At 52.6% G+C, this 24,410-nt stretch carries 22 protein-coding genes and 2 tRNA genes; 15 read left to right on the forward strand and 9 right to left on the reverse strand.

Annotation, left to right across the window (positions count from 1 at the left end; translation table 11 throughout):
* Positions 1-703 precede the first annotated feature (703 nt).
* Positions 704-1,897 (reverse strand): ISL3 family transposase, encoded by a 1,194-nt coding sequence (locus tag E1N14_RS06080; RefSeq protein ID WP_208155363.1) that lies wholly within the window; start codon positions 1,895-1,897, stop codon positions 704-706.
* A 232-nt stretch (positions 1,898-2,129) separates the two neighbouring features.
* A complete protein-coding gene (locus E1N14_RS06085) occupies positions 2,130-2,816 on the reverse strand; it encodes a SapC family protein (protein WP_025009486.1) in 687 nt (228 codons plus the stop codon).
* Between the two features lie 624 nt (positions 2,817-3,440).
* Here E1N14_RS06085 and E1N14_RS06090 point away from each other — a divergent pair.
* The 6 genes from E1N14_RS06090 (at position 3,441) to E1N14_RS06115 (ending at position 12,475) form a co-directional block, all read left to right on the forward strand.
* Positions 3,441-6,143, forward strand: a complete 2,703-nt coding sequence (locus tag E1N14_RS06090; protein WP_062793989.1) for a family 20 glycosylhydrolase — start codon at positions 3,441-3,443, stop codon at positions 6,141-6,143.
* Positions 6,144-6,559: 416 nt separating this feature from the next.
* Positions 6,560-7,513: an N-acetylglucosamine kinase gene (gene nagK / locus E1N14_RS06095; protein WP_062793988.1), complete on the forward strand. Its 954-nt coding sequence runs from the start codon at positions 6,560-6,562 to the stop codon at positions 7,511-7,513.
* A complete protein-coding gene (gene nagB-II / locus E1N14_RS06100) occupies positions 7,510-8,508 on the forward strand; it encodes a glucosamine-6-phosphate deaminase NagB-II (RefSeq protein ID WP_025009484.1) in 999 nt (332 codons plus the stop codon). The genes nagK and nagB-II overlap by 4 nt, the downstream gene beginning before the upstream one ends.
* A gap of 49 nt (positions 8,509-8,557) precedes the next feature.
* The gene (gene nagA, locus E1N14_RS06105) at positions 8,558-9,703 is read left to right on the forward strand and encodes an N-acetylglucosamine-6-phosphate deacetylase (protein WP_025009483.1); all 1,146 of its coding nucleotides are present in this window, start codon (positions 8,558-8,560) and stop codon (positions 9,701-9,703) included.
* Positions 9,704-9,794: 91 nt separating this feature from the next.
* Positions 9,795-10,940 (forward strand): transmembrane glucosamine N-acetyltransferase NagX, encoded by a 1,146-nt coding sequence (gene nagX / locus E1N14_RS06110; protein ID WP_062793987.1) that lies wholly within the window; start codon positions 9,795-9,797, stop codon positions 10,938-10,940.
* 218 nt (positions 10,941-11,158) lie between these two features.
* Complete coding sequence (locus E1N14_RS06115) at positions 11,159-12,475, forward strand: sugar MFS transporter (protein WP_025009482.1); 1,317 nt, start codon at positions 11,159-11,161, stop codon at positions 12,473-12,475.
* A 61-nt stretch (positions 12,476-12,536) separates the two neighbouring features.
* Here the strand turns inward: E1N14_RS06115 and E1N14_RS22145 are convergent, their stop codons facing one another.
* The 3 genes from E1N14_RS22145 to E1N14_RS06125 form a co-directional block, all read right to left on the reverse strand.
* A complete protein-coding gene (locus tag E1N14_RS22145) occupies positions 12,537-12,662 on the reverse strand; it encodes a hypothetical protein (protein WP_255265334.1) in 126 nt (41 codons plus the stop codon).
* A 259-nt stretch (positions 12,663-12,921) separates the two neighbouring features.
* A tRNA-Thr gene (locus E1N14_RS06120) sits at positions 12,922-12,997 on the reverse strand.
* Positions 12,998-13,004: 7 nt separating this feature from the next.
* Positions 13,005-13,080: transfer RNA gene (locus E1N14_RS06125), tRNA-Phe, on the reverse strand.
* A 376-nt stretch (positions 13,081-13,456) separates the two neighbouring features.
* Between E1N14_RS06125 and E1N14_RS06130 the strand changes: the two genes are divergently transcribed.
* The 6 genes from E1N14_RS06130 (at position 13,457) to E1N14_RS06155 (ending at position 17,849) form a co-directional block, all read left to right on the forward strand.
* Positions 13,457-14,005: a cytochrome b gene (locus E1N14_RS06130; protein WP_025009481.1), complete on the forward strand. Its 549-nt coding sequence runs from the start codon at positions 13,457-13,459 to the stop codon at positions 14,003-14,005.
* Positions 14,006-14,009: 4 nt separating this feature from the next.
* Entirely contained in the window at positions 14,010-14,585 is a 576-nt protein-coding gene (locus E1N14_RS06135; protein WP_025009480.1) for a YceI family protein, read from the forward strand.
* A 164-nt stretch (positions 14,586-14,749) separates the two neighbouring features.
* On the forward strand, positions 14,750-15,085 hold the full coding sequence (locus tag E1N14_RS06140) for a thioredoxin family protein (RefSeq protein WP_062793986.1): 336 nt from the start codon (positions 14,750-14,752) through the stop codon (positions 15,083-15,085).
* A 323-nt stretch (positions 15,086-15,408) separates the two neighbouring features.
* Positions 15,409-15,951, forward strand: a complete 543-nt coding sequence (locus E1N14_RS06145; protein WP_025009479.1) for a dihydrofolate reductase family protein — start codon at positions 15,409-15,411, stop codon at positions 15,949-15,951.
* A complete protein-coding gene (locus E1N14_RS06150; protein ID WP_025009478.1) occupies positions 15,948-16,439 on the forward strand; it encodes a P-loop nucleotide/nucleoside kinase family protein in 492 nt (163 codons plus the stop codon). Before E1N14_RS06145 ends, E1N14_RS06150 begins: the two co-directional genes overlap by 4 nt.
* A gap of 219 nt (positions 16,440-16,658) precedes the next feature.
* On the forward strand, positions 16,659-17,849 hold the full coding sequence (locus E1N14_RS06155) for a multidrug effflux MFS transporter (RefSeq protein WP_025009477.1): 1,191 nt from the start codon (positions 16,659-16,661) through the stop codon (positions 17,847-17,849).
* A gap of 88 nt (positions 17,850-17,937) precedes the next feature.
* Here E1N14_RS06155 and E1N14_RS06160 read toward each other — a convergent pair whose 3' ends face one another.
* The 4 genes from E1N14_RS06160 to mutY all read right to left on the reverse strand — a co-directional run bounded on the left by E1N14_RS06160 (position 17,938) and on the right by mutY (position 21,914).
* Entirely contained in the window at positions 17,938-18,933 is a 996-nt protein-coding gene (locus E1N14_RS06160; protein ID WP_062794003.1) for a DUF2955 domain-containing protein, read from the reverse strand.
* Complete coding sequence (locus E1N14_RS06165; RefSeq protein ID WP_025009476.1) at positions 18,923-19,987, reverse strand: HlyD family secretion protein; 1,065 nt, start codon at positions 19,985-19,987, stop codon at positions 18,923-18,925. The genes E1N14_RS06160 and E1N14_RS06165 overlap by 11 nt, the downstream gene beginning before the upstream one ends.
* Before the next feature lie 539 nt (positions 19,988-20,526).
* Complete coding sequence (locus tag E1N14_RS06170) at positions 20,527-20,805, reverse strand: oxidative damage protection protein (RefSeq protein WP_025009475.1); 279 nt, start codon at positions 20,803-20,805, stop codon at positions 20,527-20,529.
* A 2-nt stretch (positions 20,806-20,807) separates the two neighbouring features.
* A complete protein-coding gene (mutY, locus tag E1N14_RS06175; protein WP_025009474.1) occupies positions 20,808-21,914 on the reverse strand; it encodes an A/G-specific adenine glycosylase in 1,107 nt (368 codons plus the stop codon).
* A 171-nt stretch (positions 21,915-22,085) separates the two neighbouring features.
* Between mutY and trmB the strand changes: the two genes are divergently transcribed.
* Genes trmB through glsB form a run of 3 tightly spaced genes read left to right on the forward strand, consistent with a single transcriptional unit; the run spans position 22,086 to position 24,062 of the window.
* Positions 22,086-22,802, forward strand: coding sequence for a tRNA (guanosine(46)-N7)-methyltransferase TrmB (gene trmB / locus E1N14_RS06180; RefSeq protein WP_025009473.1), 717 nt, complete (start codon positions 22,086-22,088; stop codon positions 22,800-22,802).
* 22 nt (positions 22,803-22,824) lie between these two features.
* The gene (locus E1N14_RS06185) at positions 22,825-23,148 is read left to right on the forward strand and encodes a YggL family protein (protein ID WP_025009472.1); all 324 of its coding nucleotides are present in this window, start codon (positions 22,825-22,827) and stop codon (positions 23,146-23,148) included.
* Entirely contained in the window at positions 23,148-24,062 is a 915-nt protein-coding gene (glsB, locus tag E1N14_RS06190; protein ID WP_025009471.1) for a glutaminase B, read from the forward strand. Before E1N14_RS06185 ends, glsB begins: the two co-directional genes overlap by 1 nt.
* Positions 24,063-24,410: the final 348 nt, after the last annotated feature.

A 24,410-nucleotide genomic window follows, 5' to 3' on the forward strand; every position in this document is an offset into this window, starting at 1 on the left:
ATTCTTGCAGAATTGCACCAGCTCCACGATGTTAGGCCGCTGGTACAGCGGCTAGCATAGCTTTCAGCTCAAAATAGCCAAATAGCATTGGTTGGGTCTCCGGCGATGGATGTTTCTCATTGCCTGCCGCAGGCTTATGCACAGGCGATACTGTGACACGGCGTGAATACGTCCCTGTAGCCTCGACGAAAACGTCCCTGTTTTCGACGGTCACAGCTCCGCCTGTGCCTGGAAAATAGGCGTATGTCTGTAAACTCTCCAGATATTTCAAGCTACTCCATTCTCACAGAATGCACCGATTCCCGCTCGAAGCGGCCGCAGGGCGTTGATGACAATCGCGTAGCGAGGCATGGATGCCGAAGCAGCGCCAGTCGAATCAGGGATGAGCGTCTGGCGCGATAGCGAATTGGCATCATAAGCACAAGGGGTTTTCCGCTGCGTCGCGGGTCGCTGGGGGGTTGGAAAGGGGGCGAGTCGATACAGCCCCCTTTCCTCGGGTGTGGGGTGAAACTCCACGACGTTAGGCCGCTGGCACAGCGGCTTGGCTTTCAACTTAAAATCGCCCATTAGCGCTTGCCGGACTTCCTACCATGATGTAGCCCATCACCTGCGGTGTGCTCTCGCACAGGCGATCCTGTGACACGGCGTGAATACGTCCCTGTTTTCGACTGTCACAGTTCCACCTGTGCCAGAAATATATGGTTCATCGCGGATCTCCGGGGAACGCCTCTCTGACTTTCAGAAAGAAGTATTCGGTATCCCGGTAGCCATAGCCCATTCGCTTCAGCAGTTTGATTTTGTTGTTCATCCCCTCTAGTCGGCAGGTGTGCAACGGATGAACCGCTGAAGCAACTATGCCATGAAGATAGTTTTTAAGACGCTGGCCAAATTGGAGTAGTGGCCTGATACCGCTCTCTCTGACTTGTTGCCACCAGAGGTTCCATTGAGCCGTGGCTTCGGCTTCATCTGTGCAGTACCACATCTCCTTGAGTTGCTCCCTGAGCAGGTAAACCGTCATTAAGCTTTTGTTCGACTCCAACAGCTCGTTGAGATACCCCGCCTGTTTGTCTGTCAAATTATCTCTGTTTTTGAGTAAGACCCAGCGCCCCCGTTTCACCCGTTTGCGGGCCGGTTTGTCATGCTTGAGTTGATTAGCCTGGTCAACCCTGACTCGGTCGATGACTTCACGGCCATACTTGGCAACAACATGAAACAAGTCGTAGACCACTTTGGCTTGGGGACAGTGCATCTGTACCTCCAGGTCAAAGGCAGTATTCATATCCATAGCAACGGCTTCAATCTGTTGGCAGTACTGACCCAACTTAACGAAAAACGGCCGGATAGCTTCTCTACTGCGGCCTTCACCTATCCAAAGGACTTGATGAGTATCCGCATCGGCCACCACGGTGGCGTAACGATGGCCTTTGAACAGGGCAAACTCGTCCATGACCAGGCGTTTGACACGACTCCAATCAGGCTCTGTGACCTCCCTTGCCAGCCGACGTTTGTCGATAGTCTTGATGGTATGCCAGTGCAGGCCAAGGAGTTGCGAAATATGTTTAATCGGCAAGAGCTTGAGTAGCGCCTCGACATGCTCAATGAGCAGTGTGTTCTGGCGAGCATAGGGCTTTAACCAGCTGATATGCTCCCGAACGATACCGCAATCAGGGCAAAGAATACGGCGGACGGGTAGCCGTAACTGAACCTGGAACGCCAGTATAGTCCGTTCCGATACGCTGCGAAGTGAAGCGTCGTGAACAGCCTTAGCCGGTTTGCCGCAAGCACAGTGGCCGTTATCAATCGGCTTTAGGTGGATGATGAGGGTTTGTTGATTTTGCTCGGTATGGACGGCTTCAAAGCCTTCCCAGAGCGCAATGGGGAAGGTAATATTCGACATTGAGAACGGTTGGGGTTGGTCATTGTTTTTGTTTGGCGACTAAACAATAACTCTCCAACCGTTTTCATTTCCAGTCCACGCTAATCTGCGATGAACCAAATATATGTGTATATCTGTAGCTTCAAATGACTCTGTTTTGGAAGAATTGTACTCTAGTGCGGCCCCTTGCACAGGTAAGACAGTGAGCCAATAAAAAGGCTGCTAAGGCAGCCTTCTGATCTCTGTACTGGGATTAATCCAGCAGCAAGTCGATTTGGTTCAGCGAGCACAGGTGAGCATAAACCGGTGAGTAGACGCCGCGCTTGGCAAATTCCAGTTTAACCTCATCGCTCAGGGCGTTGAGCTTTTGCTCATCGACGATATAGAGGCCATCTATATTGCTCTTTTCACCCTGTTTGTTGGTTACTGTCAGAGTCTTGGGTTGCAGTAATTCATGGCTGGTCAGGGTCTTGACGAACTGCTTGGTGATTTCACGGTACTCAATCAGGTTGCCGATAAATTCGATGCGGTTTTTCAGGAACTCGGTCTGCTCACCGGTTTCGGTAAACAGGGCTTCGCCCTTGTCTTCGCTGACATGCTTGCTGTTGACATCGATACCGATAAGTACATTTTCCTGGCTGGAGTCACCGGCGGCAAAAGGTTGCATCCGGCACTGCATTGGCAGGTAACGTCGGGTCCAGGTGTTGTCCTTGATAAAGCAGTTGCTCTCAGGTTTCAGAGAGGTGATGGCAACCGGCTGGAATTCTCCACTTTGGCTGTTCTTGGCGAAAATGATCGGGAAGCTGGTGGCGGCAGGCAAAAATTCCTGCACCAGCAAGGGCAACATATGGTGCTTCTCAAATTCGCTGAAATCTATGCCTGGAGTGACTTTCAGAGCCTTATGTGCGCCGTTGTTGAGCGGGACGTATTGTGCTGTCATTGTCTTTTTATCCTTGTTGTTATTTGAGGTTCCGTCAGCCAATCAACTGACGCACCGGAAAATAAATCGTCACTGAAATATCGGCGCCAGAACCGCTTCTTCGGTTGTATTAGTACCGCAAACCAGTAAAAAGTTCAGCTTGAGACTTATTGGCTTGTGACCCCAAGCATGCTGCGGATGTTAACAGTGGTCAAACTGGATGTCATTGTTAAAAATATGTTCGCAAGCGCTGTTTTCAAGAGGGCTTGGGAAAATAAAAATTGTCAAAAAAATGTAGAAATAAGGTTTGTACTTGTGTATGTTTATAAATGACAGCGTTGTCATTGCTTGTGTGACTATTGTGTCTATGGCCATGTTGTCTTGTAAGGTCTGCATGTCGAGGATGAGGTCTCCTTTACATGCCTTCCACAGTTGAGTATCTGTCGGGCGGCTGCGCAACTGTGTTTTCAATACTGTAGTCTCTCCCCGGAAACTAGAGTGGGCTGGGTGCTGATTTCAGTACCTGGCCATTTTTTTATCCCGGTTGTCACTCAACATAGCTTGTTAAGGTGACAGCCACTGCTTGAGTCGATAGGGAATATGGCATCATGGTGAAAACAATAATAAGGACAGGAGAGTAACGGAATGAAGTTAACTATCGCGGCGTTAGCCATTGCCTTGAGCTTGGGGCTGACGGCTTGTTCTGACAAGCCGCCGGCAACCGGGACTGAACCAGGGCAGAGCCAAGCCGGTTCTTCGTCAAAAGCCTCGAACGAAGATCTGACTCAGAATAAGCTGCATAGCTTTGCCCAGAGTTTGCAGTTGAAATATGCCGTGCTGTCCAATGTGCCGGATGACAACTGCGACCCGAGCCGTGCCGAAGGCCGCTGTTTCCAGGCGCAAATCCGCCTGACTCCGAGCGAAGATCTCAGCGCTTCTGACTGGGCCATCTATTTTAGCCAGATGCGTCCGGTACTCTCGGTTGCCTCGCCTGAGTTTCATATAGAGCATATTCAGGGCGATCTGCATCGTCTGACGCCAACAGCCGCTTTCGGCGGTTTCAAAAAGGGTGTCAGCGAAATCATCAATTTTCGCGGTGAGCTGTGGCAGCTGTCGGAAATTGATGCCATGCCCAACTATTACATGGTAGTTGAGGGGCTCAAGCCGGAGGTCATCGCCAGCACTGAAGTTAAGCAAGACCCGGATACCGGGCTTGAGTTGCTTCCCTATGTGCAGCCTTACACGGATGCCGAGAAACAATATCGCCGCAGCTCACAGGATAGGCTGCCCTGGGATACCGCCAGTGTCGTCTTCGGCCAAAATGCCGATACTCCCGATGATGCCGGCCTTGCGGTGGCAAGCCTTATTCCTAAGCCGGATTCAGTGACTTGGCTTGAACAAACCCCTGTCACCCTCAATGCCGGGATTAAGCTTAACCCGAGCCACATAGCTAACGGAGTCGAGCTGCAATCACTTGAGGCGGCGCTCTTGCGCCTACAAAGGTTGGGTGTCAGCCAGAGCGAACAAGGATTGGCGCTTAACTTACTGCCACTTGAGGGAGGGCAAAGCGAGCACTATCGACTCGAGATTGAGGCCGGCGGAATTAACCTGGCCGCCGCAGACGCCGCGGGTTATTCCTATGGCTTGGCGAGTCTTGCCGCCTTGCTGCAGTTGCCTGCCGATGAGACCCAATCAATAGCACTGCCACAGCTGCGCATTCAAGATGGCCCCAGATACCCGTTTCGCGGCATGCATCTGGATGTTGGCCGCAACTTCCATTCCAAGGCGTTTGTGTTGAGCCTGCTGGAGCAGATGGCGGCCTATAAGCTCAACGTATTGCATCTGCACATGGCCGACGATGAAGGCTGGCGCCTGCAGATCCCCGGTCTGCCGGAGCTGACCGAGATTGGCAGCAAACGCTGCCACGATCTCGATGAAAACCGCTGTTTGCTGCCGCAACTGGGCAGTGGCCCCAATCCTGAGACTCAGGTCAACGGGTACTACACGACCCAGGACTATATAGACATTCTCAAGTTTGCCGCCGCAAGACAGATCCAGGTGATCCCGTCGATGGATATGCCGGGGCACTCCCGCGCCGCCATCAAATCGATGCAGGCACGCAGCCGCAAGCTATTGGCTCAGGGCGACAGTCAGGCCGCCAGCCAATACCTGCTGGCGGATCCCGAGGATGCCACTGTTTACAGCTCTATTCAGTATTACAACGACAACACGCTCAATGTCTGTATGGAGTCCAGTTACACCTTTGTCGCCAAGGTGATAGATGAAATTGCCAAGCTGCATCAGGCCGCCGGAGTACCGCTTAAGCGCTACCACATAGGTGCCGATGAGACCGCCGGTGCCTGGCTCGACTCGCCGGCCTGTGAACGCTTTATTGCGGCCAATTCGCAGCGGGTGGCCGACAAATCTGCCCTCGGCGCCTACTTTATTGAGCGGGTATCGCAGATGCTGGCCGAGCGCGGCATAGAGGCGGCCGGTTGGAGCGATGGCATGAGTCACGTCAACCCGGCCAATATGCCGAGCCCGGTGCAAAGTAATATCTGGGACATAGTCGCCCACGGCGGCTTCAAACGGGCGCATGCCCAGGCCAATCTCGGCTGGGATACTGTGCTGTCCAACCCGGAAGTACTCTATTTCGATATGCCGCCGGCGGCCGATCCGAAAGAGCCCGGCTATTACTGGGCCAGCCGCAGCAGCAACAGTCGCAAGTTGCACAGCTTTATGCCGGATAACCTGCCGGCCAATGCCGAGCAGTGGGGCGATATTGAGGCCAGGCCTTTTATTGCCGATGACACAGAGCAACTCAGCCCACAAGGAAAGCGTCTCAGCGGCCCAATGGCGCCGGGCAGGGGCTTTATTGGCCTGCAGGGGCAACTCTGGAGCGAGACGATTCGCAGCGACACGACCGCAGCCTATATGATTTTCCCTCGCCTCTTGGTTTTGGCGGAAAAGGCCTGGCATAAGCCGGACTGGGAACTGGCTTACCGGCATCAGGGGGCAAGTTACAGCCAGGATTCCGGTTACTTCGTTGCCGAGCAGCGAAAGGCGCAGGCAGAGGATTGGCATCGACTGGCCAACATCCTGGGGCATAAGGAGCTGGCCAAGCTGGATAAGGCCGGAGTGCATTACCGTTTGCCGCTGCCGGGCGGCAGAATCAAGGATGGCAAGCTTGAGGCCAATATCATCTTTCCCGGGCTCAAGATCCAATATCGCCGACCAGGAGCTGAATGGCAGGAGTATCGCGGCCCTGTGGCAATTGCAGCGCCGCTTGAGCTTCGCAGTGTCTCGCCCGATGGCCGCCGCTATAGCCGGGTTCAGCCACTGAATTAGTCTTTAAGCAGGTACTGATGTGGGCTGGCGTTAACAGATAAAGCCAGTCCACGCTGCCTGACTTATTTTAATGCCTGGTTTTAATACTTGAGTGGCGTTTAAGAGTGGTTAAGGAAGTCTGAGTCGCTCAAAGATAGTGGCTTGCTGAGTATTTATTGGTTAATTTTCAATATATTAATTAAACCTGAGTTCCAGCCGTGAGTCGATTTATCTCTGCTGATTAAAAATAAATGACAACGCTGTCATTTGTAATGTAACATTAGTTTAACCACGTGGTTAACGATAGCTTTAACTTGAGTCCGCTCAGTGGAATGTCACCGGGTTAATCCTGAAAGGCGCCTTACTGCAGCGATTTGTCAGTGTTCCGCCGCGCCAGATTGCGCCGTGACCATAAAAGAAACAGAAAGAGGTCTGCCATGGGGGAAAACCCGACACCGGATGCACAAGTGTATATAGGGATAGACGGCGGCGGCAGTAAGTGCCGGGCAACCGTCTACTGCCGGCAAAAGGGTGTGCTGGGAACCGGAGTTGCCGGTCGGGCCAATCCTTTGCACGGTCTGAGCCAAACTTTCGATTCCATCATCAGTGCTACAGGTTTGGCCCTGGCCGATGCCGGTCTGCGGCAAGCCGATTGCGCCAATATGGTGGCCGGTCTCGGGCTTGCAGGTGTCAATATTCCCAGGCTTTATCAGGAGATCCTCGATTGGCGGCATCCCTTTGCCGCCATGTATCTGACCACAGATCTGCATACCGCCTGCATTGGCGCCCACCAGGGGGAAGATGGTGCCGTGATCATCACAGGTACAGGCTCCTGTGGTTATGCCCATGTGGGTGAACGGCAATTGTCTCTCGGTGGTCATGGTTTTGCTCTGGGCGATAAGGGCAGCGGTGCCTGGATGGGCTTGAAAGCCGCGGAGCAGGTGTTGTTGTCGCTCGATGGTTTTGCGCCGCAAACAGCCCTTGGCGCCAAATTGCTGGCCCATTTCGGGGTGACCGATGCCCTGGGGATAGTGGAAAACCTCGCCGGTCGCTCCTCCAGTTGTTATGCCGCCCTGGCGAGAATAGTGCTGTCCTGTGCGGCCGAGGGCGATGATACCGCTACCGCTATTGTCAGCGAAGGTGCCGACTATATCAGCCAGTTGGCACGGCGCCTGTTTGAACTCAATCCGCCGCGATTTGCCATGATAGGTGGCCTGGCCGAGCCGCTCAGGCCTTGGCTGGCCGACGATGTGGTCGAACGAATCGCCCCCGTGTTGGCGCCCCCGGAAATCGGTGCCGTGCACTTTGCCATGCACCAACATCAAGACTCGCAATTTTCAGCCCGTCCGGCCGATGCCGGCGCATACGACTTAGCAAAGGTGAAACCATGACCCATACCATAATGGAGCGCGAGGCTCGCAGTGCTCCCGAGAAGATTGCCAACCAGTTGCAGGCCAATGACCAGTTAGCCCGAGAACTGGGGCAGCGGCTGCGCGAGTTTGCTCCCAAGTTTGTGATGATTGTGGGGCGCGGTTCTTCTGATCACGCCGGGGTATTTGCCAAGTATCTGTTTGAAATAGAGGCCGGTGTGCCTACCTTTGCCGCCGCGCCTTCGGTGGCCAGTGTCTATGGCAAGCGCTTGCAGTTGGCCGGTGGCCTGGTGATAGTTATCTCTCAGTCGGGACGCAGCCCGGATATTCTGGCCCAGGCCAAGATGGCCCGCGAAGCCGGTGCCTTTTGCGTGGCGCTGGTCAATGATGAAACCGCCCCCATTAAGGACATAGTCGATCTTGTATTGCCGCTTCGCGCCGGAGAGGAGCAGGCGGTGGCCGCCACCAAGAGCTATTTGGCTACCCTGTCGGCGCTGCTGCAACTGGCCGCTGCCTGGACCCAGAGCCCTGAGCTGGCCCGCGCCATAGATGAATTGCCCCAGGCGCTGCAGGCGGCTGTGGATGCAGAACCTCAACTGACTGCCGAATCTTTGCAACACAGCAACAATCTGGTAGTGCTGGGACGAGGACTGGGTTATGCCATCAGTAAAGAGATAGCGCTCAAACTCAAGGAGGTCTGTTCTATCCATGCCGAGGCCTTCTCCAGCGCCGAATTTCTCCACGGCCCTGTGACCCTGGTGGAGAACCACCTCAAAATAGTCGATGTCTGTGTGGCCGATGAATCCTATGCCAGCCATCTTGAGCAGATAGCCGAAGTCGGGCGCCGCGGCGCTGAGTTGGTTCACCTCAAGCAAACCGCCAATGAGGTTCATCCCAGAGTCGCGCCTCTGGCATTGCTGCAGCGTTTTTATATCGATGTGGCCGCTGTGGCCATAGCCAGAGGCATAGATCCGGATCAACCGGCCGGGCTTAAGAAAGTCACCCAAACCCTTTGATTAAAGTGGCCGGCGTGCCTAAACGGGACAACGCAGTGGAGAGCAGAGAATGACGCAAACCTTTATCGCCGAGCGCTTGTTCGATGGCAGGCAATATCATCACAATCTGAGCTTTGCCGTGGAGAACGGCCATCTGCAGGCCTTGGGCTCTGCGGCCGCTTCAGATGCTATCCGCCTGCAAGGCCTGGTCGTACCCGGGTTTATTGATGTGCAGGTCAATGGCGGTGGCGGCGCGCTGTTTAACGGCGAGCCTACACTCGAGTGTATCGCAACCATAGGCCGGGCCCACGCCAGGTTCGGCACCACAGGCTTTTTGCCAACCCTGATCAGCGACAGAATCGAAGTGATGAACCGCGCGGCCGATGCGGTGGCCGAGGCGATAGCCAGGCAAAGCACAGGGGTGTTGGGGATACATTTTGAGGGGCCGCACTTGTCTGTGCCGAAGAAAGGCGTGCATCCACAGCAGTATATCCGCCGAATTTCCGATGCCGAGCTGGCATTGTTCAGCCGTCAGGACTTGGGGGTTCGCTTGGTTACCCTGGCGCCGGAAAATGTGGCGCCTGAGGTTATCAGTGCCTTGGTCGAGGCCGGTGTCCGTGTTTGTCTTGGTCACTCCAATGCCGACTATGATACCGTGCGTTCGGCCCTGGCGGCCGGTGCCAGCGGTTTTACTCACCTCTACAACGCCATGTCGCCCTTGGGCTCCAGAGCACCGGGTATGGTGGGCGCCGCCATAGAGGACGAGGCCAGTTGGTGTGGCCTTATCGTCGATGGTCACCATGTGCATCCGGCTGCAGCCAAGGTGGCCATCCGCGCCAAGGCCAAAGGCAAGATGCTCTTGGTGACGGACGCCATGCCACCCGTGGGGTTGGATCAAGATGCCAGTTTTGAGCTCTTTGGTCAGCAGGTGCTACGCCAGGGCGACAGACTCAACGCCATCACAGGAGAGTTGGCCGGATGTGTGCTGGATATGAATACCGCGGTGCGAAACGCTGTCTCTCTGCTGGGGCTCAGTGTTGAAGAATCCATGCGGATGGCGAGCGAGTATCCGGCGGCATTTCTTGGGCTTGAGCAACTGGGCCACTTGGCTGCGGGCAAACGTGCCGATTTTCTGGTGCTCGATAATGAACTCAAGGTGCAAAGCACCTATATCGGCGGTCAATTGGTTTACGCCGCCGAAGAAAGAGTGTGCTGAAATAAGCCGTTGCGCCAAGAACACATTAACTGTCTTCACATAAGCAGTGCAGCTTTTACCCGGATAAAGATAATAACAACAGGGAAGCCCTATGACTGAAAAGATAGCGGCGGCAACTGAGACCGCCAACAAGCCCAGGCTGATGTCGCTCGATGCGCTACGGGGCTTTGACATGTTCTGGATCCTCGGCGGTGAAGCGCTGTTTGCCGCCCTCTTGCTGCTGACTACTTGGAGTGGCTGGCGTTGGTTCGATGGCCAGATGCACCACAGCAGTTGGCATGGTTTTACCTTCTACGATCTTATCTTCCCGCTGTTTATCTTCCTCTCCGGCGTTGCCTTGGGTTTGTCTCCCAAGCGTCTGGACAAGTTGGCGTTTGCCGAGCGACTTCCAAAATATAAGCACGCAGTTAAGCGTTTGGCTTTACTGCTGTTTTTTGGTGTGCTCTACAATCACGGCTGGGGGACGGGCATGCCGGCGGCCCTGGATGAGATACGCTATGCCAGCGTCTTGGGGCGTATCGCCTTCGCCTGGTTTTTTGCCGCCATGCTGGTGTGGCACACAGGGCTCAGAACCCAGATCTATGTTGCAGTCGCTATCTTGCTGGGATACGCCATGGTGCAGCTGTGGCTGCCGGTCCCGGGCGGCAGTGCCGGGGACTTTAGCGCCGCCGGTTCCATCAACGCCTGGGTAGACAGTCATTTCCTGCCCGGGATCAGCTACCAACATAAGCCTTATGATCCGGAAGGCCTGTTATCGACCCTTCCGGCAGTGGTCAATGCTTTGGCCGGTGTGTTTGTGGGCCGATTTTTGCCGCAGCAAAGTTTTTCAGCCTGGGGCAGGGTGGGTTTGCTGTGTCTGGCCGGGCTTGTTTGTTTGGGGCTTGGCTGGCTGCTTAATCCTCTGATCCCGGTTAATAAAGATCTCTGGACCAGCAGTTTTGTGCTGGTGAGCAGCGGCTGGAGCCTGCTGCTGCTGGCGCTGTTCTACGCCGTTATCGATGTGCTTGGGCTGCGTTGGTTGGGTTTCCCCTTTGTGGTGATTGGTTGCAACGCCATCATCATCTATCTCGCTTCCAGTCTGGTTCAGTGGCGCTATAGCAGCGAAAGTCTGTTTGGCGGTTTTATCAATAGCGCCCCCGAGAACTGGCAGCCACTGCTTGGGGTATTGGCCATGCTCGGGGTGCAATGGTTGCTGCTCTGGTGGATGTATCGCAGGCAGTTGTTTATTCGGGTTTGAGGCTTAGGGAAGAGGCGAACAAGCGACATCTGCCTGGTTTAAAATTAATAACAGCGTTGTCTTTTTTGTTATTATGACGTAACTTTATTGAAACAAAGCCGTGTATAAAGCTGCCGCGGCATCAAGGTTTCAAGCGTTAAACACCACTCAAGATGGATGGGGCGCCGATAAATTTGGTTGCCAAACAATAAATTACTATAAGAAGCAGGTTTATGAACATGACAGTTGCTACCCCGGCTGACGCAGCCTCAAGAAGCAGTTTTCTGCCTATGACTATCGTAGGTGCGCTGTTTTTTATCTTTGGATTTGTGACCTGGTTGAATGGTTCATTGATCCCTTTTCTTCAAATCATCTGTGAGCTCAATGAGTTTCAAGCACTGTTTGTCACCTTTGCCTTCTACATCGCCTATACCGTGATGGCGCTGCCCATGTCGTCGATCCTGCGTCGCACCGGCTATCGCAATGGCATGGCGGTGGGGCTGGGGATCATGGCAGTCGGCTCTGTGCTGTTTATTCCAGCCGCCTTCAGCGCCAACTTTTTAATGTTTCTGCTGGCGCTTTTTGTACTGGGAACCGGCCTGACCATTTTGCAGACGGCATCCAACCCCTATGTGGTGCATATTGGTCCGAAGGAGAGCGCCGCCATGCGGATCTCCATCATGGGGCTGATTAACAAGGGCGCCGGTGTGATAGTGCCTATTCTTTTTACCGCTTTGGTACTGGCTGATCTGGAAGGGTTCACCGCCGGGCATCTGGCTGCCATGGCCCCGGCCGAGCGAGAAGCCCAAATAAGCGAACTGTCTTCACGTCTGGTGATGCCCTATATCTATATGACGCTGGCGCTTGTGGTACTGATCGCACTGGTGAAGTTTTCTGCTTTGCCTGAAATCGCCTTCGAGGGAGAAGAGGGAGAGCACGCCGACAAGAGCGGTATAGTGCATTTCCCTCAGGTGATCCTAGGTGCCATAGCCATCTTTGCCTATGTGGGGGTTGAAGTGATTGCCGGCGATACCATAGGTCTCTATGGTGCCAGCCTCGACGTCAACAATTTCGCATCCCTGACCTCCTACACCATGGTGTTTATGGTTATCGGCTACCTCTTGGGGGTTAGCTGTATTCCACGTTTTATCAGCCAGGAAAAGGCTTTGCTCGCCTCGGCCTTGGCGGGTATTGCTTGCATCTTTGGCATCATCTTCTCATCGGCCGAGAGCCATGCTATCTCGTCGCTGCTGTGGGGGTGGAGCGGTATTCCAACTATTCCGGATACAGTCACCTTCGTCGCCATGATGGGCTTGGCTCACGCTCTGGTTTGGCCCTCTGTGTGGCCGCTGGCGCTGGAAGGGCTGGGCAAGTACACGGCCCAGGGCTCGGCGCTGCTGATCATGGGTATTTCAGGTGGCGCCATACTGCCGCTGATATTCGGCAAGATTGCCCACTTCAGTGACAATGTGCAGTTGGGTTACTGGATAGGCTTGCCCTGTTATCTGTTTATCCTCTTCTATGCGCTGAAAGGCCATAAGATGCGCAGTTGGTAACAGCGAGAGTTTAGCCCTCCTTGGTGACTTAACTGCTCATGGGCGGTAATAGCCGTTTGCTTCAATTTCCCGAGCCTTTTGGCTCGGGGATCTCGTCATAGCTGATGTCTCTGTCACGAACCCAAAACAGCTCTTGTGTCATAAAGAAGTCAATGACGGCTGCCTCAAACCCGAATGGCTTATTCATCGCAGTTGAAAGGCTTTGACCACCATCAATATCGAGTTCGCGAAATGGGGATTGGGGTTAACCCGGTTACAGCTTGAGGTATTTTTTATATTCTGGCTTTTTATGCTTAAGCAAAGCAGCTTTAGGTTAAGCCACGAGTTAGCGTAAAGGGAGAGGGAAAGGACGGTCTGCCGAAGAAATCGGGTCAAACCATGGCTGAAGTCTGCGGGAATGATATAAACAAACACGCCACTCAGTGAGTGGCGTTTTTGCTGTTTCATGGTGCCGGCACCAAGAGTCGAACTCGGGACCTACTGATTACAAGTCAGTTGCTCTACCAACTGAGCTATGCCGGCTAAATTGTGGTGCCCGAACCCGGAATCGAACCAGGGACACGCGGATTTTCAATCCGCTGCTCTACCAACTGAGCTATTCGGGCAACTGAACTGAGTGTCAGTCATCTACTTCGAACCGGGAGTTGAGGCCCGTGTCGTTCGGAGTGCGCGTATAATATAGTTCTGAATTTTTTCCTGCAAGTGCTTTTTCGGCATAAATCCTGTGTTCGCTCAGTTAATGCTCAGAATTGGTCTTTTTGAGCTGAAATCAAACTAATATCGCTTGAAAAGCCAGCAGGCCGCTTATTGCATCAAACTATCTTCGCCGCAATCTGCCGTGTTACCCGCATCACTGTGGCTCTTTAAGCCCACCTTTTGTCCTACTTTCTAAAATTTCGAAAGAAATGGCCAATATTTAATGATTTTAGTTTTCATTTAGCCTCCATATGATGTGCTTAAGACATAGCTTAAGGATAGAAAATGCTTGCCAACACTCGTCAGGGCTACGGCCTTGTCAGCATTTTGAGCCACTGGTTATCGGCCATTGCCGTGATAGGCCTGTTTGGGCTCGGCTACTGGATGGTTGATTTGACCTATTACAGTGCCTGGTATCAGAAGGGGCCGCATCTGCACAAGAGTATCGGCATTTTGTTGTTGGCGCTTACCCTGGTCAGATTGTTGTGGAAACTGCTGAGCCCGTCGCCACAGGCGATACCGGACAAGCCTTTACTGCAGAAGGCGGCCCGTTTGACGCATTGGGGACTCTACCTGTTGCTGCTGCTGATTATGTTGAGCGGCATATTGATCTCCACCGCTGATGGCCGGGGTATCGCGGTATTTGACTGGTTTGAGCTGCCGGGTGTCGGTGAGCTGTTTAACAATCAGGCCGATATCGCCGGGGCGATACATAAATACGCCGCCTATAGCTTGATAGCCCTGATGGTGCTGCATGCCTTGGCGGCGCTGAAACATCATTTTATCGATAAAGATCAGACACTCGTCAGGATGATTAAACTCAAGAGAGGATAGCAAAATGAAAAAGACCCTGTTTGCCGGTTTGCTTGGCAGCGCCCTGTTATTGCCTTGCGCCGTGAATGCCGCCGACTATGTGATTGATACCCAGGGCGCCCATGCCTCTATCAACTTTAGAGTCAACCATCTTGGCTACAGCTTTGTGGTCGGGCGTTTTAACGAATTTGAAGGCAGCTTCAGTTTTGACAAGGCCAACCCGGCTGATGCCAAGGTGAATGTGACCATCAACACCCAAAGCCTGGATTCAAACCATGCCGAGCGGGACAAGCACCTACGTTCAGCCGACTTCATCAATGCCGGCAAGTATCCCAAGGCCAGCTTCAAGTCCACCAAGGTGGAGGACAAAGGGAATGGCGAATTGGCGATCACCGGTGACTTTACCCTCAATGGGGTCACCAAGCCGCTGACCATAGATGCCAAGGCTATCGGTGAAGGGCAGGACCCTTGGGGCGGGTATCGCGCCGGGTTTATCGGCTCTACCGAGTTTGCCCTCAAGGATTACAAGATTACTACCGATCTGGGCCCGGCTTCCACTCACGTCAAACTCGACCTGGTTGTTGAAGGGGTTAAGCAGTAACCCACAATAGTTTTTACAGAAGGCGCCGTCGGCGCCTTTTTCTTTTTGGCCTGTAAACTGACAGCGAAAGTCACCGAAAGTCAGCGCCGATATGGCACAATGAGCGCCAATACAAACAATAGAGCCCGGGTACTTGGGCCGCCGCATCGTTGTGAGCTGACACCATGTTGAATATCGAAACCCTTGAGCAGCTTAAACAACTGCTCGAAAGCCAACCCGCGGTATTACTGCTGTTCGGCGGCGAGCATTGCGGCGTGTGTCAGGCGTTGAAGCCCAGAATAAGCGCCATGTTGACCGACGAGTATCCACTATTGCAGGCGGCCTATATCGATTGTCAGGGCCCTGGCCAGCAGCTATCCGCCCAGATGAGTATCTTCAGTCTGCCCGTGGTGCAGGTCTATTTTGACGGCGAAAAGTTTGCCGAGTTGCAGCGAGTATTTTCTCTGGCGGATCTGCGAGAGGCAATCGACAGGCCCTATCGGCTCAGTTTTGAGTCTTAGGGAAAATAATCGACAGGGCTTTCTGTTATTGAGTTCGGAGCTAAGGAAGGTGTGAATAAGTCCTCGTGGCACTCTGGCTTGCACAGCAATTGGCGTTCAAGGCATCTGACTGAAGGCATGCCGGGGCCTGTCAAAGTCGGATAACGCAGAGAGCCGGTTGCTGTGAAAGCCCCAAAGGGCGTGGCTTACAGGCCTGTCTGCTGTGTTGTGCTTCTTGTAAAGGACTAAGCCATTTGCGGCGAACCACGCCTTGCATCCAGGCCAGTAAGCCGACGCAGAGCACACATGGGACTTGTTCGCACCTTCCCTAAAGGAGTAGTTAGATGAAAAATAGGGTGTATATGGCCCAGAGTCTGGATGGTTTTATTGCCGGACCCAATGGTGAGCTTGATTGGTTGGCGGCAATAGATAACCCGGAGGGCAGCGATCTGGGATTTGCCGAGTTTATGGCTTCGGTCGATGCTCTGCTAATGGGGCGCAACACTTTTGAAGTGGTGGCCGCCTTCGATGCCTGGCCCTACGATAAACCTGTATTTGTTGCCAGCAATAGTCTCAAGCAATTACCGGAGGGTTTTGCCGGCAAAGCCGAGTTAATTTGCGGCTCGGCAACTGAAATGCTCAGCGCCTTGCATGCAAAGGGGTACCACAACATCTATCTCGATGGCGGCGCTCTTATTCGCTCCTTTATTGCCGCCGCTCTGGTCGATGAGCTGACCATTACCACAGTGCCTGTGTTGCTGGGAGGCGGGATCCGGCTATTTGATACCTTGCCTGGTTCTGTGAACTTGAAGCTGGTGTCATCACAGCTGCTGCTGGGGCAATTGGTAAAGAATCGTTATCAGTTTCAAAGGGAGACACAGGCATGAATCAAGTGGGTACCTTAATCTTTTTCTGCGGCAAGATGGGCGCGGGCAAGTCGACTCTATCGCAAGAGTTGGCTTCAGAGCGGCGCGCCGTCTGTATCAGTGAAGATCAGTGGCTTGCCGCTCTTTTCCCGCAAGAGATCCAAAACTTTGGCGACTATCTCAAGTTTTCGGCCCGGCTCAAACTTGTTATGAGCGCACATATTCAGGCCTTACTCGGTTGCGGTGTCGATGTGGTGCTGGACTTCCCGGCCAATACCGCAGTGCAGCGTCATGGGTTCAAGGCCCTGGCCGAGGCGGCCGGAGCGCAGCATCTGCTGGTCTATTTAGAGGCAGATGATGAGTTGTGTCTCGAGCGTCTGGCACTCAGAAGAGTTCAATGCCCGGAGCGGGCAGCCTTCGACAATGAAACCGTCTTTCGGCAGGTTAGTGCCTATTTTGAGGCGCCAACGGCCGAGGAAGCGCTATCGATAGAGGTACGCCCGGCCTGAAAACAGCTGACATGGCGTTCGCTATTTGGCTGTGGCGGACCAAGATTATTTGTGCCAATATGCGCCAGCCTGTTTGCTGCTCTTTGGCAGAGTTCAAACATGGCGCTATAGTCATGCGGGCGCGAAGGCGCCGCAAAATAGAGGTTAGATTATGAAGAGAGCAGTGAAGGCAGTCCAATTATCGCTTGAATAGATTCTTAGCAATAATTGGACGCAAAAATGAATAGAAACAATATCTGGAATTACTCATTCTTATACTCTTTGGTACTTCTGGTACCTTTCGATCTGCTTGCTTCACTGGGGATGGACTTATACCTTCCGGCAGTGAATGACATCGGCACAAGTTTCAAGGTAGGAAGGGAGCAGGTTCAGCTGACGCTGACCATGTATATGGCACTCCTAGGCCTTGGGCAATTGCTGTTTGGCCCCCTCTCGGACAAGTTTGGCAGAAGGCCGATAGTCGTTATTGGCGCTGTCTTGTACTCATTGTCCAGCCTGGCTATTCCCTTAAGTCCGAACTTCGATTACTTCCTGGGACTGAGATTGTTACAGTCGCTGAGCGCGTCTGCACTATTGGTTGCGGCGTTTGCCACGGTCAGAGATGTATTTGCCGAAAGGGAAGAAGGCGTAGTCGTTTATGCCATCATGGGTTCAGTGTTGGCTTGTGTACCGGCAGTGGCTCCGTTTCTGGGCGCCTTGATAGAAAAGCAGTGGCATTGGCAGGGCATATTTTACTTCCTGGGAATATTTGCTGCCGTGGTTGCCGTGCACACAGTGTTTAAATGGCCAGAAACCCGGCCGGCCAAAACCCAGCCGTTTCGTTTCAATAGCTTGTTCACCATCCTGGGATCCAAGACTTTTATCGGTTATACCTTGGCTTATGCAACGGCAATGGGAACCTTCTTCGCCTACTTTTCCACCTCGCCCTCGGTGCTGATGGATACCTTGAGCCTGAGTAAAGTCGAGTTCAGCCTCTGGTTCGGCTCGGTGGCGATTGTGATGATACTGACCACCAGGTTCGTCAAGCCTTTGGTTAGGCGTTGGGGAATCAGCGGCACAGTGTTTCGAGGGCTGGCGGGGCTATTTGTCAGTGGGCTTATCCTCTATCTGTGCGAGTGGCTCTTTGGCGTTACCCTGCTGGGCTTTATGCTTCCCATGTACCTGATTGGAGTCAATATTGCCTTGACTTGTGCAGTCTCGGCCAACGGTGCTCTGCACGCCTTCTCCGCTTCGGCGGGTTTGGCAACGGCGCTCTATTATGCGCTGGAAAGCCTGTACTTAAGCCTTATGGTCAGTGTGCTGATAAAGCTGATCCCGCCCGGGACCTCGGCCACCATAGCCGTGTATATCTTTATCTCTTCCCTGTTGGCTGCGGGCTTTATCCTGCTGGGGCGGCGGCAGAGTAAATAGCTTCTTATAAGCTTGCAGGCCACACTTGAGCTTGTTCAGGTGTGGCCTTCGCTGCTGATAGGGCACTTATTTGAGGAGGCTATTGTGGTTAATGGGTGTTTTTCGGCTCACTCTTGAGTAAGTTTATGGTCAGAACCCCAATTGAGATTGCGGCAACAATGGATGCCAGTCTAACCATTTGAGAAGAGAGCGATAATACACTTGGATTATTGACTATTTGATAAGTCAATACGATAAAGTTGGTAAACAGTAACTGGTAGATAGTCAGGTGGGTTTTACGGCGTATTGCGAAACAGGCTAATTGTAATCCAGAAAAAATAGTTACCCCTATGATCACGAAAGTTGGTGCATTTACAGAGGTTAACAGCATGCATGGTATGGTAAATAGTATGCCGACAGAAGTTGTGATAAGTCTATGGTAGCCAAACGTGTGGCTGTCTTTGGTAATAGGCGATTTTATCATGCTGCCAAAAGTTATGGCTATCAACAAGGCTTGTGAGCTGCCAGCCCAGATTAATGCATAAAGCACAATGCTTGTAGCGGTTGCTTTAAAGACGATTTTCCCCATGTTTTTATCAGCACCTTCAATGCTGGCTTCATCGGGCGGGATATTTGTCTCGTCACCAGGAAATAGCCAAAAACCAAGGTAGGTTGCCAACACCGCAATGATAAAGCTTTCGAACAATGTCAATGGTAAGGCGCTTAATGGTATGGACATCTGTTGCTTCATTACCACCATGAAAATGACGATAACTAAAGTTAAATTGGCAATAATATCTTTGGGATCTTGATGACCACGGTAATAGCTCAGAAACATCAGTGACCAAGTAAACAGTAAAAATCCAGTGGGCGTACCTATCAACAGATTTCCCAGTGTTACTATGCCAAAACTGATAAACAGGAGTACTACCAGTAGCTTTAATAGCACCTTAAGCTGTGGCCTGGATGGCATCAGGGTAAAAAATATCACTACAAATACAGGGGCGATAACAGGTATGGCGGCGCCTGAATATATGAGATAGAACAGGAGCAGCACTGGCGTGAAAACCAGCCTGATGACTGAATTTGCTGCACTATGAAACATAAGTCAAAACGCTCAGAATGTTCATCCAGATGGACGCCAACCAATCACCAAAGCTACTTTGCTCGGTTAAGAATGCAACCGTTGCTTTAGAACCATAACGAACATTACCGGGCACATTACCGTTCTCAAAGATAATGTTAACCGGATACCGTTGCGCGTTTAGGGAGTTATTGTTTGCGACTAAAAAGCCGGTAGCCTGATCCGTTTCATTACTCCCTCCCGTGCCCCAGCCTATGCTTTCGACTCTTCCTTCGAGCACTCGACCCGGTAAAGCGTCCATGACAATTTTTACTTTTTGATTGACACGGATATGCTCCAGAGAATTTTCTCTTACCAGCGCCGATACCCAGACACCTCTTGGGTCGATAAAAGTAAGTAGCGGAGAGCCTACACTGGCTTTTTGCCCAACAGTGAGCTGTAGGTTGGTCACAATACCTTTGGAAGGGGCAATAACTTTAGTGCGTTGTAAGTCTAACTCTGCTTTTTCCAGGCTGGCTATTGCGGCGAGGATCTGCGGGTTGTCTTGCCCTTCAGGACCAAGGTTTTGTTTTGCTTGTACCAGAGAGGCTTCTGCTGCATTTAAGGCGGCTTGGGCTCGATCCCTGGCTTCAATCGCATTATCCAGCTCAGCTTTACTCAATACGCCTTTTGCTGCCAATTCAGTGATTCGGGCCGCTTGCTCTCTGGTATTATCGCGCGCCGCCAATGACTCAATCACTTTGGCTTGCGCGACTTCAACGGCTGCAGTACTGGCGCCGATATTTTGCCCTGCAATAGCCAGGTTGGCTTGAGCCGTGCGCAAGTTGATTTGATAATCTCTGGAATCAATTTCAAATAAAGTCTGGCCGGATTCCACCACTTGGTTATTTCTGACCTTGACCTCGGTAATATTGCCTGAAACTTCGGGAGCGACTCTAACCAGATAAGAGTGGATTCTGGCCATCCCTGTCATTGGGGTTACACGATCAGCCCACAAGCTATAGAGCCAAATGAAAAAGACGAGGCCAATGATGAAAAAACTCAGCTTTCTGGAAGAGGACTCTGCTTGGGACATAGGATAACTCTCTTGACGATCTGCTATAGCATGTGGCATTTGTGTCTGAAATTATATGTTTGTTAATAAATGTTTGATAGTTTTTTGGGGGATGATAGTTTGATTGGGTACTCATTTGGATAAGTTTTTCTGATTACAGTGTGTTGGATTGACTTGAGGAAGTCTCAGATAGCTTGTTGAACACACTGGTACAGCAATGGGACTTTACGGACGATATATAAGGTCTGTTGGGGGAAAAGACTATAACGTAGCAAAGTACCATTCTATTGGCTGCATATTGTGCGGCTATGCTGGTAAGACTATTAGTGTAAGTACTTAGCGTAAGTACGTTGATAATTTTGTTGGCAGGAGTAACTTATCGGCTCGTCTTGAGTCTGTTCTTTTAGCTCTGAGAAATATTAGTGGTCAATAAAACCTAACTCTGCATTTTGGTTGGCTGGATTAGTGAACAACGAGAATTGATTCTTAAAACTGGTTAACAGTAAAGATAAAGGCCCATAAGGGCCTTTTCTCATTTCGCTCGCTACAGCTATAGCGGCTTATTCATCTTCTGCCGGTGGCACGTAGCCTTCAATCTGTACTTCCTGACCTTCGAACAGGAAGGCGACCATCTGCTCTTCCAGCAGTTTGCGATCATCGACATTCATCATGTTCAGTTTCTTTTCGTTGATCAGCATGGTCTGTTTTTTCTGCCACAGGCCCCAGGCCTCTTTGCTGATGCTGTCGAAAATGCGCTTGCCGAGTTCGCCGGGATACAGTTGGAAATCCAGGCCATCGGCTTCTTTCTTGAGATAGACGCAGTTAACTGTGCGTGCCATGTTTACTCCTTGGTCAGACTCGGTTCCAGGCTGGCCAATACCCGCTCTGTTGCAGCGGCCAGTCCCACCCGGGAAGGTTGGTTTAAGTTATACCAGAGACAGGGTTTGGGTTCCATTACCCTGTCTTTACTCTGGGCGCTGTGACCTTGGTCCAGCAGCATGTCTGTGACTACTTTGCTCTTTAGCCGCAGCAGCATAGGCTGGGCGTCCAGGTGAAAGTGGCTGAAGGTGTGACGAAAACCGGGTAGCTCTGTGATGCTGTGCTCTGCAAGCCCCAACTCTTTGGCGGCTTGCAGCAGGTTTTGTCTGTTGCTGAACTCGGGGAAACACCAGAGGCCGCCCCAGATCCCAGCGGGTGGCCTTTGCTGCAGCAAGATCTCGCCATTGTGTTCCAGCACCAGTAGCCAGGCTTCTTTGGCCGGAATCGCCTTCTTCGGCTTCTTACCGGGGAATTCGCCCTGGCGCCCCATTAGCTGCGCCTTGCAATCGCGGGCGACCGGGCACTGGTCACAGGCGGGGCGGGAGCGGGTGCAAATGGTGGCACCTATATCCATCATCGCCTGGTTGTATTTTTGGATCTCGGCCTTGGGCGTGAGCGCTTCGGTCAGCTGCCAGAGTTGGTTTTCCACATCCTTTTGCCCGGGCCAACCTTCTATGGCGCCGTGGCGGGCGAGTACCCGTTTGACGTTGCCATCCAATATGGGGTGATGTTGCCCCAAAGACAGCGACAGTACCGCACCTGCAGTTGAGCGACCAATGCCCGGCAGTGCCAGCACCGAGTCAAAGTCGGTTGGAAACTCGCCTTGGAACTCATCACGCACCTTGATGGCGGCCTTGTGCAGGTTACGGGCGCGGGCGTAATAGCCCAGACCTGTCCACAGATGCAGCACTTCGTCCGTGTCGGCATTGGCCAGGCTGACGACATCGGGGAAACGGGCAATGAATTTTTGGAAGTAGGGGATAACAGTCGCGACCTGGGTCTGCTGCAACATAATCTCAGAAATCCATACTTTATATGGGGTCTTTTGCTGTTGCCATGGCAGAGTCTTGCGACCATTCAAGTCGTACCATTTTACGATACGTTCTGCGAAAGAGGCTGTCTTGTTCATCGGCGCAGTGTAGCCGCAGCCAAGGGGCGAAACAAGGAGATTGATCCCCCCAAATGATTGACTTATTTCGTTCTTGTGGATTGTTGGTATACTTTTTCAGCATCAGGGCTTGCACTGTATGGTGAACTTTGGATAATGCCCTTCTTTTTTCAAACCTCTCTAGGGGCAAAAATGAGCGAAGTCACAACGGCCGAGTTTAACGAAGAAGGCAAGTATCTGCGCAAAGTAAGAAGCTTTGTGCTGCGTGAGGGTCGCCTCACCAAGGGCCAGGCCCAGGCCATAGAAGCGCATTGGGGCAGCATGGGGCTGGATTATTCCCCCGAGCCGCTGGATTTGAACGCCGTTTTTGCCCGTGAGGCAGACACAGTGCTGGAGATAGGTTTTGGTATGGGTGCCTCACTGGTGACCATGGCCAAGGAAGCCCCCGAGCTTAACTTTATCGGTATCGAAGTGCACAAGCCTGGTGTGGGCGCCTGTCTTGCCGATGCCGGCGAAGCCGGAGTCACCAACCTGAGAGTATTCCATCACGATGCCATGGAAGTGCTGGAGCATGCCATTGCCGATAATTCTCTGGCGCGGCTGCAGCTGTTTTTCCCCGACCCATGGCATAAGAAACGCCACCACAAGCGCCGCATAGTGCAGCCGGCCTTTGCCGAGTTGGTGCGCCGTAAACTGAAAATCGGTGGTGTGTTCCACATGGCTACCGATTGGGAAAACTACAGCGAGCATATGCTGGAAGTGATGAATGCCGCCCCCGGCTATCGCAACCTTTCCAGCGATGGCACTGTAGTGCCACGGCCGGATTACCGTCCGTTGACCAAGTTCGAGGCCCGCGGCCAGCGCCTGGGTCACGGTGTTTGGGATCTGATGTTCGAACGTACAGAGTAATTACACCTGAGGGAGAAGCAGTATGGCTATTCGCAGTCGTCGTTTGCGCAAGAAATTGCGTGTTGATGAATTCCAGGAGTTGGGATTTGACGTAAGTTGGCGTTTTGCCGACTCTGTGTCGGAGGAACAGATAGATCCCCTGGTCGACCGTTTTATTGATGAAGTCATAGAACCTAGAGGCTTGGGCTTCCACGGTGGCGGCCACAGAGAATGGGAAGGCATTATTGCCACCCAAAGAATTGGCAAGTGCACCGAAGATGACAGAAGTGCAGTCAAGGCATTCTGGGAAGCTCAGCCAATCAGCGAGTTGGAAGTTACTGAGCTGTACGACATTTGGTGGAGTTAATCCCGGACGAGGCCTTGCTTGAGCAGGTGCTCGACAGGGTTCGCCCTCTGATTGGCCAGGGTAAGGTGGCGGATTATATTCCGGCCCTTGCCCGGGTCAATGCCAACAAGCTGGGGATTGCCGTCACCATGGCCGACGGCACCACAGTGGGGGCAGGGGATTATTTAGAGCCTTTTTCCATTCAAAGTATTTCCAAAGTGTTCAGCCTGACACTGGCGCTGACACTCTATGAAGAAAGCGAAATCTGGAGCCGGGTAGGCAAAGAGCCGTCGGGTCACTCATTTAATTCTCTGGTGCAGGTGGAGTTGGAGCGCGGCATTCCCCGTAATCCCTTTATCAATGCCGGTGCGCTGGTCATAGCCGACTTGCTGCAGAGCCGCCTCGGAGCGCCCAAGCACAGAATGCTGGAAGTGGTTCGCCGTTTGGCGGGTAATCCGCATATCTGCTACGACAAGGTGGTGGCCGATTCCGAGTATCAGCACAGCGCCCGCAATGCAGCGATTGCCTATCTGATGAAGTCCTTCGGTAACTTCAACAATGATGTGGATACTGTGCTGCGAAGCTATTTCCATTACTGCGCCTTGAAAATGAGCTGCGCCGATCTTTCCCGGGCCATGATGTATCTGGTCCAAGGCGGTAAGGCATTGGATGGCAAAGAGCTGATATCACCGCTGCAGAGCCGCAGACTCAATGCGCTCCTGGCTACATCCGGGCTTTATGACGGCGCCGGTGAGTTTGCCTACCGGGTCGGCATGCCGGGCAAGAGTGGAGTCGGTGGTGGCATAATCGCTGTGATCCCCGGTGACATGTCCATCTGTGTCTGGTCGCCGGAGCTTGACCGCAGCGGCAACTCACTCGCCGGAACGGCAGCGCTGGAGCAACTCAGGCTGGCCGTTGGCCGCTCAATCTTCTGATCCCAAAGGCAGCATTCCGCTGCCTTTGTTTTTTACGCCATACCATAGCTTTTAGCCTAAAGTTGCACATTAGGCGCTTGCCGAGTTTCCGGCGACGGATGTTTCTCATTGCCTGCCGCAGGCTTATGCACAGGCGATCCTGTGACTCGGCGTTAATACGTCCTTGTAGCCTCGACGAAAACATCTGACCTACAGGGACGTAGGAAATGCCGAATTTGTCTGGAACAAAATTCGGCCCTGTTTTCGACGGTCACAGTTCCGCCTGTGCCAGGGAAATAGGCGTATGTTAGTGGGTATATAAGCAATTTCAAGCAACGCTATGATTGCAGAATTGCACCAACTCCCGCT

Origin of the sequence: Shewanella algae (assembly GCF_009183365.2) — a bacterium.
GTDB classification, from domain to species: domain Bacteria; phylum Pseudomonadota; class Gammaproteobacteria; order Enterobacterales; family Shewanellaceae; genus Shewanella; species Shewanella algae.